At 31.1% G+C, this 14482-nt stretch carries 10 protein-coding genes; 9 read left to right on the top strand and 1 reads right to left on the bottom strand.

Features of this window, described 5'->3' with window-relative positions:
• The first annotated feature begins 31 nt into the window (after positions 1–31).
• The 8 genes from EQM05_RS14005 (at position 32) to EQM05_RS13970 (ending at position 12927) form a co-directional block, all read left to right on the top strand.
• Positions 32–826, top strand: coding sequence for a MetQ/NlpA family ABC transporter substrate-binding protein (locus EQM05_RS14005; protein ID WP_128750616.1), 795 nt, complete (start codon positions 32–34; stop codon positions 824–826).
• Positions 827–999: 173 nt separating this feature from the next.
• The gene (locus tag EQM05_RS14000) at positions 1000–1962 is read left to right on the top strand and encodes a transposase (RefSeq protein ID WP_128750614.1); all 963 of its coding nucleotides are present in this window, start codon (positions 1000–1002) and stop codon (positions 1960–1962) included.
• A 787-nt stretch (positions 1963–2749) separates the two neighbouring features.
• Positions 2750–4552, top strand: a complete 1803-nt coding sequence (locus EQM05_RS13995) for an ABC transporter ATP-binding protein (protein ID WP_128750613.1) — start codon at positions 2750–2752, stop codon at positions 4550–4552.
• A 21-nt stretch (positions 4553–4573) separates the two neighbouring features.
• Positions 4574–6403 (top strand): ABC transporter ATP-binding protein, encoded by a 1830-nt coding sequence (locus EQM05_RS13990; protein WP_128750611.1) that lies wholly within the window; start codon positions 4574–4576, stop codon positions 6401–6403.
• Positions 6404–6639: 236 nt separating this feature from the next.
• On the top strand, positions 6640–7557 hold the full coding sequence (locus tag EQM05_RS13985) for a metal ABC transporter substrate-binding protein (protein ID WP_128750610.1): 918 nt from the start codon (positions 6640–6642) through the stop codon (positions 7555–7557).
• A 91-nt stretch (positions 7558–7648) separates the two neighbouring features.
• Positions 7649–8404: a prolipoprotein diacylglyceryl transferase gene (gene lgt, locus EQM05_RS13980; RefSeq protein WP_128750608.1), complete on the top strand. Its 756-nt coding sequence runs from the start codon at positions 7649–7651 to the stop codon at positions 8402–8404.
• 674 nt (positions 8405–9078) lie between these two features.
• Positions 9079–9480, top strand: coding sequence for a hemerythrin domain-containing protein (locus EQM05_RS13975; protein ID WP_128750606.1), 402 nt, complete (start codon positions 9079–9081; stop codon positions 9478–9480).
• A 168-nt stretch (positions 9481–9648) separates the two neighbouring features.
• Positions 9649–12927 (top strand): DEAD/DEAH box helicase, encoded by a 3279-nt coding sequence (locus tag EQM05_RS13970; protein ID WP_243108079.1) that lies wholly within the window; start codon positions 9649–9651, stop codon positions 12925–12927.
• Positions 12928–12963: 36 nt separating this feature from the next.
• Here the strand turns inward: EQM05_RS13970 and EQM05_RS13965 are convergent, their stop codons facing one another.
• Entirely contained in the window at positions 12964–13614 is a 651-nt protein-coding gene (locus EQM05_RS13965; RefSeq protein ID WP_128750605.1) for a hemolysin III family protein, read from the bottom strand.
• A gap of 279 nt (positions 13615–13893) precedes the next feature.
• On the opposite strand from EQM05_RS13965, the gene EQM05_RS13960 reads away from it, so the two are divergent.
• Positions 13894–14481 carry a DUF1836 domain-containing protein gene (locus tag EQM05_RS13960; RefSeq protein WP_128750603.1) on the top strand — a complete coding sequence of 196 codons (588 nt, stop codon included), beginning with the start codon at positions 13894–13896 and terminating at the stop codon, positions 14479–14481.
• Position 14482 lies beyond the last annotated feature (1 nt).

Here is a 14482-nt window from a genome sequence, read left to right as displayed (position 1 = left end):
AAAAATATGAAGTTTAGGGAGGCTATTAATTATGAAAAAATTAGCAACACTATTAACAACACTATTAGCTGGATCAGTACTATTAACTGGATGCGGTAATTCATCAAAAAACAGTAAGACAATAACCATAGGAGCTACATCAAATCCTCATGCTATTATACTAGAACAGGTTAAACCTATTTTGGCAAAGGAAGGATACACATTAGAAATAAAAGAATTTGATGATTATGCACTGCTGAACCCGGCACTAGACAAGGGCGATTTAGATGCAAACTTCTTCCAGCACGTTCCATATCTTCAGGAATTCAACAAGAGCAAGGGTACTGATTTAGTGGCAGTTCAAAAGGTTCATATAGAGCCTATGGGAGTATATTCTAAAAAGATTAAAAATATAAAGGACGTTCCAGATGGAGCAGAAATAACAATTCCTGCAGATCCATCTAATGGTTCAAGAGCTTTAAAGTTACTTGCCAAAGCAGGACTTTTCACTGTACCAGACAAAGAGGTTCTTGCGGTAGGAGATATTAAGGACAATCCTAAAAAATTAAAAATAACTGAAGTTGACGCAAAGCAGCTTACTAACACACTGCAGGATGTTACATTATCAGTTATAAATTCCAACTATGCACTTGAAGGAAAACTAAATCCTGTAAAAGATGCATTGCTTACTGAAGATTCTAACTCACCTTATGCTAATGTTATAGCTGTTAAAAAGGGCCATGAAAATGATGAAAAAATAAAGGCTTTAGATAAAGCAATAACTTCTCCGGAAATCAAAAAGTTTATTGAAGACAAATTTGGAGGAGCCGTAGTTCCAGCGTTCTAATGGGGACGGTTCACAATAAATAAAAATCTAAAAAATATCCACACTGTTGAATAAAATAAGTTCAACTATGTGGATATTTTTTTATAAAATTGTGTAAATAGTATGGGGTTGGGCAATACTTCAATTAACATATATCTTTTATATTTAAAAATAAAATTAATGGAGGTATTTTTATGCCAAGAGCTGCAAGAATAAAAGGTGAAAATTCAATTTACCATATTATGAGTAGAAGTATAAGTGAATTTAACTTATATAGGGGTGTTGAGGATAAGGAAAAGTATATTGAAATAATGAAAAAGTATAAGAATATTTTTAAGTTTAAAGTTTATGGATATTGTATTATGAATACACATAATCACTTTATTATAGATTCAAATGGAGCTGACATTTCAAAAATAATGCATGGTATAAATCACTTTATTATAGATTCAAATGGAGCTGACATTTCAAAAATAATGCATGGTATAAATCAAAGTTATGCACAATATTATAACAAAAAATATAAAAGGCATGGACACGTTTTTCAAGACAGATTTAAAAGTAAAATTGTTGATAATGATAAATACCTTTTAACATTATCAGCCTATATACATTCCAATCCAATGTCTATAAAGAAATATAGCAATAAGTTAGAAAAATACAAGTTTTCAAGCCTTGGAATCTACTTAGGGACAATGAATGATAGATTTGGCTTAATAGATAAGGAGTTTATTCTTGGTCATTTCAGCAATAACGAAATAAATGCAAAGAAAACATATTTGGATTTTATAAGAAGAATTACCAATAACAGCGTTAGCGAAAATATTGAATTTAAAAAAGAAAAAACCGTGTATTTAAGTCAAAGAAAAATAATTACAAGACATTTTACAGTTGACGATATATTGAAATTTTTAAATGAAAGATATCAAATATCAGAAAGTATTCTCAGAATGAAAAATTGTAGATCAGCCACAGAAAAAAGGGCAATATTTGTGTTATTAATGAGAAGTTTATGCAACTTCAAATATAAGGATATATGTAAGGTAATAGGTAACATTACTCAATCAAGGGTGTCAATGTTATGCAATATTGGAGTGAAGTTAGTAAATTCAGAAGAAAAATATATAGGAATTTTAGATGAAATTATTGTCAGATAAGAATCTATATAATTTTGGTATTATTTATCTGCGCTTTATTTAAGCTGAAATAAAATGAATATAAATTGCTTATAGTATAAATTTAAAACAATATTGGACAAGCTTAGATAATTTAATAAGTATTATATTTAAAAATGGTTGATTATAATTTTAAAATTGTTGTTAACCGTCCCAAAGTTTTTTTATTTATATAAAATAATTGTTAACCGTCCCCAATTTTTTTACCTAAACTATTGTAATTCTAATAACTAAGGTATAAAATAATACATATAACAATAATTAACAGTGCATAATTTACATTTAATTTAGGTAAGGAGGTTGTATAAATGTTAATGAATATGAATGTTAGATTTAACGGCATATTTGCGGACAATTATGATAATAGAGAAAAATTAATATTTATGCACCATCTTGGTATTTATTTTTAAATTATTCATTGCTTTTTATAATTAAGCTGTTTATGAAAATAATTAGCCATAGGTAGGTGCCCGTGGCTTTTTTAATTATACTGATTAGTTTATACTGATTGTTTATTATGAAGATATTTATGTGATTAAAAGGCCGGAGAATATTATGCTCAATGGCCTTTTTATATTGCTTTTTTACTGGTAGTTATGTATTGGTGAATGGCAAATAAATCTATAATTTTAGTGGGGAAAACCCGCAAAAGCAGGGAGTGGTAAAAATGAGTAAAAAAGAAACTTTTAGAAGGATTAAATGCTATGATTCTACATTTTATTCCTGACAGTGTAAAGATTATATTATGTACGATGGGGGGACTATTTAAATGAAGAAATTGATACAACTAACTAAAGGCAATAGATTGTTATACATCTCAGCAATATTATCTATCGGAGTTGCTACATTAATTGCTATGATAGAGCCTATGGTGGTGAAAATTACTATAGATTCCATTATAGGTGATAAGCCGCTAAGTGTCCCTAAAGCAATTGAAAATATTATAATTAAAATTGGCGGCAGAGATGTTTTACAAAGAAATTTATGGATATGTGCACTATGCTTAATTGCATTAACAAGCATAAGAGGCATATTTTTATATTTTAAAGGCAAACTTTCCGCTGAAGCAGCTGAAAATATTGCTAGAAAATTAAGAGTGAAATTATATGATCGCATTCAAAATTTACCTTATAAATATCATGTAAATGCAGAATCCGGAGATTTAATTCAAAGATGTACATCTGATGTTGATACTGTAAGAAGATTTTTCGCAATGCAAATGGTTGAAATAGGAAGAGCATTTTTTATAGTGCTGTTTGCTATAATAATGATGCTTTCTCTAAACAGAAAGATGACTCTTATTTCTATGGTAATCGTACCTATAATTTTTGCTTTTTCATTTGTATTTTTCAATAAAATTAAAGATACTTTTCAGAAAGCAGATGAACAGGAAGCAGTTCTCACATCTATACTACAGGAAAATTTAAATGGAGTAAGAGTAGTAAAGGCATTTGGAAGAGAAAGCTTTGAAATTGAAAAGTATGAAGAACAGAATAAGAAGTACAGGGATTTAAACTATAATATAACAAAAATACTTGCAGATTATTGGGGAACTTCAGATTTTCTATGTATGCTTCAAATTGGACTGGTTTTGCTTTCAGGTATATATTTTGCTGTAAGAGGAGATATAAGCCTGGGCACTTTGGTTGTTTTTAATACCTATGAAGGAATGCTGCTTTGGCCCGTAAGACAGCTTGGAAGAATCTTATCTGACATGGGGAAAATGACAGTTTCTTTAGGAAGAATAAATAATATTTTAGAAACACCAGTAGAATGTGAAAACGGAAAGGGGTTAGAGCCTGAGATCAAAGGTGAGATCAACTTTGAAAATGTCAGTTTCGGATATGATAATGATACTCCTGTTCTAAATGATATAAGCTTTAATGTTAAAAAAGGTGAGACAGTGGCAATAGTGGGCCCTACCGGCTCTGGGAAGTCTTCCATGGTGCATCTTTTAATGAGACTTTATGATTATAATAAGGGATCTATAAAAATAGATGGAGTAGAACTTAAGGATATAAAAAGGAAGTGGATAAGAAGCAATATAGGTATAGTGCTTCAAGAGCCATTTCTTTATTCAAGAACAATAAAAGAGAACATTAAAATTGCCAAAATTATGGCTGATGACAATGAAGTTAAAAAGGCTGCTTCAATGGCTGCAGTGCATAATGTTATCTCGTCATTTGAAAAAGGATATGATACCATTGTGGGAGAAAAAGGTGTCACATTGTCCGGTGGACAGAGACAAAGAGTTGCCATAGCAAGAACTCTCATAAAAAATATGCCAATATTGATTTTTGACGATTCTTTAAGTGCAGTGGATGCTGAAACTGATAGGATAATAAGGGAACAACTTAAAAAAAGAAGTAAAGGTGTTACTACATTTATAATATCTCATAGAATTTCGACAGTGATGGATGCAGATAAAATAATAGTTCTTAACCATGGAAAGATTGAGCAAATAGGAAATCATCAGCAGCTTATCAGAAAAGAAGGAATTTACAAAAGAATATGGGATATACAAAATTCTTCTGATAGGACTGATGAACATGAAAAGGCATGCAATGAATAGCATAACAGGGGGTGAACAGATATGAGCAGGATAGATGATTATAATGCAACGGAAAAACTAGATATTGGAATATGGAGAAGGCTTTTTAAGTATTTGACGAAATTTAAGAAAGGGCTTATATTATTAGCGCTTTTAATGACTATAGTAGCAGGTATAGATTCAATAATGCCTTTAATGACAAGATATGCCATAGATAATTTTGTAGTAAAAAAAACTACCAGTGGACTTGTAAAGTTTGGGGTGGTCTACTTTTGTATTTTTTCATTCCAAGCATTCAATGTAAGGTTATTTATCAGGCAGGCTGGTAAAATTGAGACCCACCTTGCCTATCATATAAGGCAGCTAGGCTTCAAAAGATTACAGCAGTTGTCATTCTCATATTATGATAATTCTTCTGTAGGCTGGCTTATGGCAAGAATGACCTCAGACGTAGCCAGGTTAAGCGAAATCATTTCATGGGGACTTATTGATATGGTTTGGGCTGTAGTAATGATGATTGGTTTTATTTGTATAATGCTTTATTACGATGTAAAACTTACTTTAGTTAGTATGTGCGTTGTACCTCCATTGTTTCTAGTCGGAGTATTTTTTCAAAAGAAAATATTAAAATCCTATAGAAAGGTCAGAAAGCTGAATTCACAGCTTACTGCAGATTTTAGTGAAGAGGTATCTGGTGCAAAAACAACAAAGACATTGGTTCGTGAGGATGAAAATCTTAATGAATTTAAACAGGATGCTGATAATATGAGAAATTCGGCAATAAGAGCTGTAATCTTTTCTTCATTATTTCTTCCTATCGTAATTACTATGGGAAGCATAGGAACAGGCTTTGCACTATGGTTTGGCGGAAATGAAGTTATGACTAAAACATTAACTTATGGTACCTTTGTCATGTTTATTTCATACACGATACAATTTTTTGACCCGGTAAGCCAGCTGGCTGGAACTATTGCAGAACTTCAGCAGGCACAAGCTTCTGCAGAAAGAATTATTTCCCTTATAGAAACTGAACCTGATATATGGGACAGAAAAGATGTAATAGAAAAGTATGGAGATTTATTTAATGGGAAAAAAGAAAACTGGGAAGAAATGCATGGCGACATAGAATTTAAGAATGTATGTTTTTCATATAAAAATGGAGAAAAGGTGTTGGATAACTTTAATTTAAAAGTAAAAAAAGGAGAGACAATAGCTCTTGTCGGAGAAACAGGCTCAGGGAAAAGTACTATTGTAAATTTAATATGCAGATTTTATGAGCCAAGCAGTGGAGAAATATTGATTGATGGGAAGGATTACAGGGAAAGATCCCTTTTATGGCTTCAATCAAATATAGGCTATGTACTGCAAAGCCCGCATTTGTTTAGCGGCACCATTAGGGACAACATCAGATATGGGAAACTTGATGCATCACAGGAGGAAATAGAAAGAGCTGCAAAACTAGTAAATGCTCATGAATTTATTATGAAAATGGACAATGGATATGAATCACAGGTTGGAGAAGACGGGGGAAATCTCTCCACTGGTGAGAAACAGCTTATTTCTTTTGCCAGAGCAATAGTTTCAAATCCTGCCATATTTGTTTTGGATGAAGCCACATCGTCCATTGACACTGAAACAGAGAAAATGATTCAAAGTGCCATAGGAAAAGTTCTTTCAGGAAGAACAAGTTTTGTAGTGGCGCATAGACTGTCAACTATAGTTTCAGCTGATAAAATTCTTGTAATTAAAAAAGGTAGAATTACAGAATCTGGCACACATAAGGAATTATTGAGGAATAAAGGCTACTATTTCAGACTTTATACAAATCAGCTTCTTCAGGAAAAGGAAATTGAAAGTGCAAATATAGTATAGACAGCAAAACACAAAATCAACTTATACAGTGTGAAGATGGCGGATCTTAAGCGCTATTTCTCACTGTATAGGCTCATCTATAGTAAGAATTGCAGGCCATGAAATGAAGTTTATTTCATGGCTGTTCTATGTGTAAAAATGAAATAAATAGCTTATTGACAGGAAATTGTAATAGAAGTATTATATTAAATATGTAAATGCAAGTTATTTGCAACAATTTCTCGAGGAGTGGAAAAATGTTTAAAAAAATTAGTAGTTTTGTTTTGTTGATGTCTATTATGATATTATTTACTGCATGTGGCAGTAAACAGGTTAGCGGGAATAAAAGCGTAAATAAAAATGGTAAGATACAGGTGGCTGTGTCATTTAATCCTTTAAAAGAGTTTGCACAGGCAGTTGGTAAAGATAAAATAGAAGTTCACACTATTGTACCAGATGGGACCGAGCCTCATGACTTTGAACCAAAGCCAAGGGATATGGAGACAATTAATAATGCTGATATTTTTGTATATAATGGAATGGGAATGGAGAGCTGGACTGACAAAGTTTTGCAGACATTAGATAATAAAAAGCTGGTGACAGTGGCGGCATCTAAAGGTATTACTCCAGTAAAAAATAATAATGCTGCTGGTTCAGAGGACCATGGGCAATATGATCCACACACATGGCTTGGCCTGAAAGAGGCAAAAATTGAAGCAAACAATATAAAGGATGCTTTGATAAAAGTTGATCCATCCAATAAGGATTACTATGAAAAGAATTATGCAGATTTTGCAGTTCAAATAGATAATTTATATAATGACTATTCCAATAAATTCAGCACTTTGCAAAATAAAAATTTTGTTACCGGACACGCCGCCTTCGCATATTTTTGCAGAGACTTTGGATTAAAACAAAATAGTGCTGAGGATGTATTTGCAGAAGGTGAACCTACAGCACAAAAACTTAAGGAACTGGTTGATTATTGCAAAGCAAATAAAATAAAAGTTATTTTTTCTGAGGAACTGGCAAGTCCAAAGGTTTCTCAGACACTGGCAAGGGAAGTAAATGCAAAGGTAGAGAGAATATATACTATTGAAAGCTCGGAAGACAACAAGGACTATATAGAAAGTATGAAGGATAATCTTAGCAAAGTATATGAAAGTTTAAAATAAGTTATTGCATAATTAATGATAAATATATATTATTAAATACACAAGAAAAGATATAGTTTATTTGAAATACATTAGAAGAGGATGTGTATGTATGAATCCAATTGCGTTTACTATTTTTGGGCTGGATATCAGATGGTACGGGATAATTATTGCTGGTGGAATGATGGTAGCACTTATACTGGCCAATTATAATGCAAAATGGAGAGATGTAAACTTTGATTATCTGTTAGATGGATTTTTAATTACATTACCATTTAGCATACTTGGGGCCAGGCTATATTATGTTTTATTCGAGTTTAGCTATTATAAAGATAACCCTTCTCAGATATTAAATATAAGACAAGGCGGGTTAGCCATACATGGAGGCATTTTATTTGCAATAATTACAATGTATTTTTATACAAGATATAGGAAATTAAGCTTTTTAAAAATATTTGATGTAGCCGCACCTTCAATTATTTTAGCCCAAGCTATAGGAAGATGGGGCAACTTTTTCAATGGAGAAGCTCATGGCGGTGAGGTATCTTATAACTTTATTAAGCACTTTCCCCTGTTTATTCAAAAGGGAATGCTTATAGGAGGAGTATATTACCAGCCCACTTTCCTTTATGAATCTATCTGGGATGTGTTGGTATGTATATTTTTATTATATTTATTGAGAAAATCTAAAAAGATAGGCATAGTCTTCTTTACATACATAGGCATGTATTCTGTAGGAAGATTTTTTATAGAGGGGTTGAGAACGGACAGTTTGATGCTGGGACCCTTAAGAATTGCCCAGGTTGTGAGCTTATGCGGAATCCTGTTATGGGTTTCTGCTTTGATATATTATAAGATAAAAGATTAGGGACGGTTCACAACTTTTTTATAAAAACCAAGAAAAAAGGAAGTTAGAATGATTTGCAATTAACATAAAGCAGGTTTCATTCTAACTTCCCTTTATTATTTGGGGGAACGCTATCTTGCAATTTTAAGCAACACTCCCTTCATTTCTTGAAAGAGAACTGTCCATCCTATATTCTCTCTTTCTGCTGAATTATTTAATTTCAGCAAATTTATATAAACCCTTTGCAAAGAGGAATATCAATGGAGATTATAATATGTTACGATGTAATTGTCCTGGTGGACTCACCTCTCTCCAGTGTATATTTTAAATATTAAAGTGATTCATTTTATGTTTTGATTATACATTATTCAGAAAATTAGGTCAACATTTTGATTATAGTAAAATATACTCATTTTATGCGATTTTAATTAAATAGGACAAGCTACATTGGTTTATTTACAATTTCTATTGTTTTTCATGATAATGCTATTTCATCAGCTAAGTATGTTGATTTTAAATGAACCGTCCCCAAGGGCCCCCAAGGACCAAGGAATAACAATTTGCATTTTAAATGAACCGTCCCCAACACCGTCCCCAACACAACACCAATCAACAACAATAACGGTAACATAAGTTACTGAATAAGTACTCATTATAGTATATAATTATAGTAAATATAAAAGAGGTGCTGATTAATGGATATTAGCGGATTAAAAAGACAGCATAGTGAAATTAGAGATGAAATGAATAAATTAAAATCATTTATTTCCAATGATGTTGTTTCAAACAGCTTTGAAATGGCTAAGGAAATAAGTTTTATGGCAGGCAAGCTAAAAATACATCTTCAATCTGAAGATAAATACCTTTATCCTAAGTTATTGCAGAGTAACAATTTAAAATTAAGAGATCTAGCAAAAAGCTACATATCAGAAATGAGTAATGTAAGCAGCGAATTTGAATTATACAAAAACAAATATAATACAAAAAGTAAAATAATAGATAACTCAACTGAAATTATAAATGAAACTAAAAAGGTTCTAGGCTTATTGGAGAAAAGATTGGATAAAGAAGATAGAGAGTTATATCCCTTAGTATAATAGTACTAATTGCTCTGTTTAAAATAAATGTTAATATAATATTTATTTTAAACAGTTTTTTTATTGCTTTTTTATTGTATAGATAATTTGAAAAAGGTTACTATTTATAGTAAAGTAAAGTGTGTTCACATAAATTATGAAGAGTTTGTACATGTTTTGGGGTGTAAAATGTTTGAAGTAAATGAAAAAATAATAAAAAGTTATTGTAATGATGTTACATTTAATAGGGCAATGCTGGATTATTTTCAAAGGAAAATAAGCTATATGGATGTAAAATACAAAGATAATAAAAAAACTGGAGAAAGAATAACAGAAATATATGCAGAGGTAAGTTCATTAAACTCCTGGGAGTTTCCAGTTGAAATTACCTTGAGTTCTCAAAGTGGTATTTTAGACTATAGCTGTGAATGCGAGGCATTTTTTCAGCATTATGGCGGCAGCAGGATATGTAAGCATATAGCTGCGGTGTTATTAAAGTACTCCAAAGAAAGCAAAAACTACATGGGAAACACGTCCAGCTCCGATAAATTTGTGGATGCTATTAAGAAAAACATGAGAGCAGTCAGCGGAGAAAAGAAGAAAGCAAAGCTGGAAGTAAAATATGAATTTTCAAATATGTTTTCAAAGGAATCCTCAATAGAACTGAAGATTGGTGAGGATAAAACATATGTAGTTAAAAATATGAAAGATTTTATCTGTGCGGTTAAATATAAAAATGAAAGTATTGAATATGGAAAAGAATTTACTTTTGATCCTTTATATTATGAATTTGAAGAAGATGATCAGCAGCTAATAAATCTGCTTATTGAAATTTATGAAAATGATGAAAGACTTGGCAATTATAATGGATATAGAGGATATAATTCCATGATGAAGTTTTTATCCAGGAAAAAAGCCTATATCACAGATAGTCAGCTAAAAAGATTTTTTAATGCAGTAAAGCATAAGAGAATAGAAGTTGTTATAAATGGTGTGAAGTATAGCGAAGTATCAATAGTTGAAGATGATATGCCTTTGGAATTTAATTTTAATATAAACAGCAATAAGATTTATTTGGAATTAGAGGAAATTCCATTTCCATTATCAAATACGGGAGATTATTTTTTCTTTAAAAATAAAATTTATAAGCCCACTCAGCAGCAGATAAGACTGCTTCGCCCTTATCAAAGTGAGATAGCAGCGTCTAAACATAATAGAATTACATTTTCTATGGAGGACAGGCAGAATATAGCATCATTTATTGTGCCTAATTTAAAGAAAATAAGCAAAGAAGTTAAAATTGACAGCAGACTTACAGAATGCTTTTATGAAGAGCCTTTGAATACTTTACTATATCTGGATAAAAATAATGAAGTTGCTACGGCTAAACCAGTATTTAAATATGGTGATATTGAAATATCGCCATTTGAGAAAAATCAGCAGTATAATAACAATAAAATTTTAATTAGAGATGTTGAAGGTGAATTTAAAATAATGGATATTTTAAAATCTTCAGGATTTCAAATTGTAAATAATGAATTTCAACTAAATGACCAGGATAAATTAATAGATTTTTTAACTGAGAAGCTTGATAAACTTAAAGATATTGCTGATATTTATTATTCTCAGGAATTTAAAAACATGAAGATACATACCTCTTCATCTATGAAATCAAGCATAAGGCTGAATAATGATGACCTGCTGGAATTTTCTTTTGATATTGAAGGAGTAGACAGGAAGGAACTCATTGATATATTTAAAGCAGTTAAAGAAAAGAAAAGATATTATAGGCTTAAAGGAGGAGATTTTGTATCTCTGATTAATAAAGAAATAATTGATGTGGCAAACCTTATTGATTATTTAAATATTAAAGATAAGGATTTACAAAAGGACAAAATTATTCTTCCAAAATATAACGCTTTATATATAGATGAAAATTTAAAACAAAATAATATGTCATTTATAGAAAGAAATAAACGTTTCAGGGATTTGGTAAACAGTGTTAGAGATGTGCAGGAGATGGAATATAATGTTCCTTTAAATCTGACAACTATTATGAGACCATATCAAAAAACCGGATTTAAATGGCTTAAGACATTATCTAGCTGTGGTTTTGGCGGTATACTTGCAGATGAAATGGGCCTAGGTAAGACTTTACAAACTATTGCATTTTTGGCTTCCGATGTTGAAGAAAGAGGGAGCTTAAATAAGCCTTCTTTAGTAATAGCACCAACATCTCTGGTATATAACTGGGAAAGTGAGATAAAAAGGTTTGCCCCTCAATTAAGCAGCCTGGTTGTTTCCGGAGATAAAAGTGAAAGAGAGCTATTATTAAAACATATGGGCGAAAGTAACATTGTAATAACATCATATGCATTAATAAGAAGAGATATAGAAAAGTATAAATCTATAGATTTTGCCTATTGCATACTTGATGAAGCCCAGCAGATTAAGAATCCTGCATCAATTAGTGCTCAAAGCGTAAAGGAATTAAAGGCAGATGGATATTTTGCTTTAACAGGAACACCTTTGGAAAATACCATTATGGAGTTGTGGTCGATTTTTGATTATATTATGCCGGGATATCTTTTAACACAGGGGAAGTTTTCTAAAAAATACGAAATTCCCATTATTAAAAGCAATAACAAAGAGGCTCTGGCAGAGCTCAATAAACACATAAAACCTTTTATACTGAGAAGACTTAAAAAAGAAGTGATTTCGGAACTCCCTCCCAAAATAGAGCATAAAGTAGTAGTGGAAATGACAAAGGGGCAAAAAAAGCTGTATGCTGCTTATATGGCTGCTGTCAGGGATGAAATACAGTCAGAACTTGCAGAAAAGGGATTTAATAAAAGTAAATTTCAAATATTATCGGCATTAACAAGACTAAGGCAGATTTGCTGCGATCCTTCCATGTTTATGGAAAATTATAATGGAGGCAGCGGAAAAATCATTGCCCTGGATGAAATCTTAAGTGAAAGCATTAACGAAGGACATAGAATTTTATTATTTTCACAATTTACTTCTGCATTAAAGATTATTGAAAATATGCTGAAGGAAAATAATATTGATTATATGTATTTAGACGGCAGTACCCCCGCAAATGAAAGAGGCAGAATAGTAAAGGATTTTAATGATGGTAAAGGAAGTGTTTTTCTCATTTCATTAAAAGCAGGAGGAACAGGATTAAATTTAACAGGTGCGGATTTAGTTATTCATTTTGACCCATGGTGGAATCCTGCAGTTGAAGAACAAGCTTCTGACAGAGCTCACAGAATAGGTCAGAAGAAGACAGTAGAGGTTATTAAACTTATATCTCGTGGAACTATTGAGGAAAAGATTTACGATTTACAGCAGAAGAAAAAAGAATTAATCAATAGTGTAATAGATGAAAATAGAAATGAAGATCTAATGGTTACAAGCTTAACCGAAGAAGAACTGAAAGATTTATTGCTCACCTCAGATTAACCCGAGGTGAGTTTAACTTTCATAGAATCCTAAAGATTAAATTACATAATTCATTACAAGAATGTAATGACTAAAGCTTCCAAGCAGAACAAAGATATGGAATATTTCATGGAATCCGAAAGATTTAAAATTAAGTTTTGGCCATTTAGTGGCATAAATTATACCTCCAATAGTATAGAAAATGCCCCCCAGTAAAAGCCATGCAATTCCCTTCCATGAAATCGCTTTGGATAGGGGTGATATGACAAAGATTGCAATCCACCCTAAAAATATATAAAAAGATGTTGAAACCCATCTTGGCAGGTTGAACCAAATCATTTTTATTAATATTCCTGCTGCGGCCAAAGACCAAACAGTTATAAGCAATACCCATCTAAGCCTGCCTGTTAAAGCAATTAAACAAATTGGCGTATAAGTGCCTGCAATTAGTACAAATATCATTGAGTGATCCAATCTTCTTAAGAAATTAATTACTTTTTCCGTGGAATTAACAAGATGATAAACTGAGCTTGCAGTATATAAAAAGATTAAGCTTAGTCCAAAAATTATTACTCCAGTGAGCTCTAAATTGGTTGGTGATCCCGATAGTAGCACTTTTGCAATCATGGAAATTAATCCAACCAAGGAAACCACAGCTCCAAAAAGATGAGTAAACCCACTTACCTTTTCCCTAAAAACATATTTCATATATATACCTCCCAGCACATTCGATTATATTAACATTGCATTACGTAGTTTTCAAAACTATATGTCTATTATATATCTGTACAGATAAAAATCAATACCCATTTTAATGCAAAATTGCAGATAATTTTAGGATTTTTTAATAATTTTCTTGAAAATGCTATAGAATACTATTAAAATTAAATATATACATAGCCACATGTAGTTATTGTAACTATGTAACGAATTTATATTATTTTTTCTTATTTTATAAAATTTATTCTTAAACAATGGAGTGATAATATGGATAATTTAAATGATGAATTAATTAATACAATTAGTGAATTGAATTTACAGGAGGACATACTTTTAAGTGACATACCAAATCTGGATTTATATATGGATCAGGTAATAACCTTATTTGAAAATGGTTTAAAGGGATCTAAGCGAAGTGAACAGGACAAGATACTTACAAAAACCATGATAAATAATTATTCAAAGGACAAAATACTGATTCCTATTAAAAATAAAAAGTATTCTAAGAATCATATAATAATGATGATATTGATTTACAATCTAAAACAGAGTTTATCTATTAATGATATAAAAGTTTTAATGGATAAAATAGTAAAAAGTTTTGAAAAGGATAATGAAGAATCTATTGAACTAGAGAAAATATATGAAGGCTTCTTAGCTATAAAGAAATGCAATACAGAAGAATTTCAGCAGTCAATGGAGAAAAAAATAAATTTTATAGATGAAAAAACAGATTTTATTTTTAAAGATCAGCATGAGTATGAGAAGTTACTGTTAATAGTACTATCCCTTATTAACAGTGCAAATACTCAAAAAAGAATGGCAGAAAAAATAATAGACAAGTACTTTAAATAGT

This window comes from Clostridium sp. JN-9, assembly GCF_004103695.1.
GTDB lineage: Bacteria > Bacillota > Clostridia > Clostridiales > Clostridiaceae > JN-9.
This window is presented reverse-complemented; position numbering and strand designations above follow the sequence as displayed.

What these genes read in the sequence shown, in the direction of transcription:
- EQM05_RS13985 (WP_128750610.1), top strand. Translation starts at nt 6,640, where the DNA reads ATGTTTAAAAAAATTAGTAGTTTTGTTTTGTTGATGTCTATTATGATA.
- EQM05_RS13960 (WP_128750603.1), top strand. Translation starts at nt 13,894, where the DNA reads ATGGATAATTTAAATGATGAATTAATTAATACAATTAGTGAATTGAAT.
- EQM05_RS14005 (WP_128750616.1), top strand. Translation starts at nt 32, where the DNA reads ATGAAAAAATTAGCAACACTATTAACAACACTATTAGCTGGATCAGTA.
- EQM05_RS13975 (WP_128750606.1), top strand. Translation starts at nt 9,079, where the DNA reads ATGGATATTAGCGGATTAAAAAGACAGCATAGTGAAATTAGAGATGAA.
- EQM05_RS14000 (WP_128750614.1), top strand. Translation starts at nt 1,000, where the DNA reads ATGCCAAGAGCTGCAAGAATAAAAGGTGAAAATTCAATTTACCATATT.
- EQM05_RS13970 (WP_243108079.1), top strand. Translation starts at nt 9,649, where the DNA reads ATGTTTGAAGTAAATGAAAAAATAATAAAAAGTTATTGTAATGATGTT.
- lgt (WP_128750608.1), top strand. Translation starts at nt 7,649, where the DNA reads ATGAATCCAATTGCGTTTACTATTTTTGGGCTGGATATCAGATGGTAC.
- EQM05_RS13965 (WP_128750605.1), bottom strand. Translation starts at nt 13,614, where the DNA reads ATGAAATATGTTTTTAGGGAAAAGGTAAGTGGGTTTACTCATCTTTTT.
- EQM05_RS13990 (WP_128750611.1), top strand. Translation starts at nt 4,574, where the DNA reads ATGAGCAGGATAGATGATTATAATGCAACGGAAAAACTAGATATTGGA.
- EQM05_RS13995 (WP_128750613.1), top strand. Translation starts at nt 2,750, where the DNA reads ATGAAGAAATTGATACAACTAACTAAAGGCAATAGATTGTTATACATC.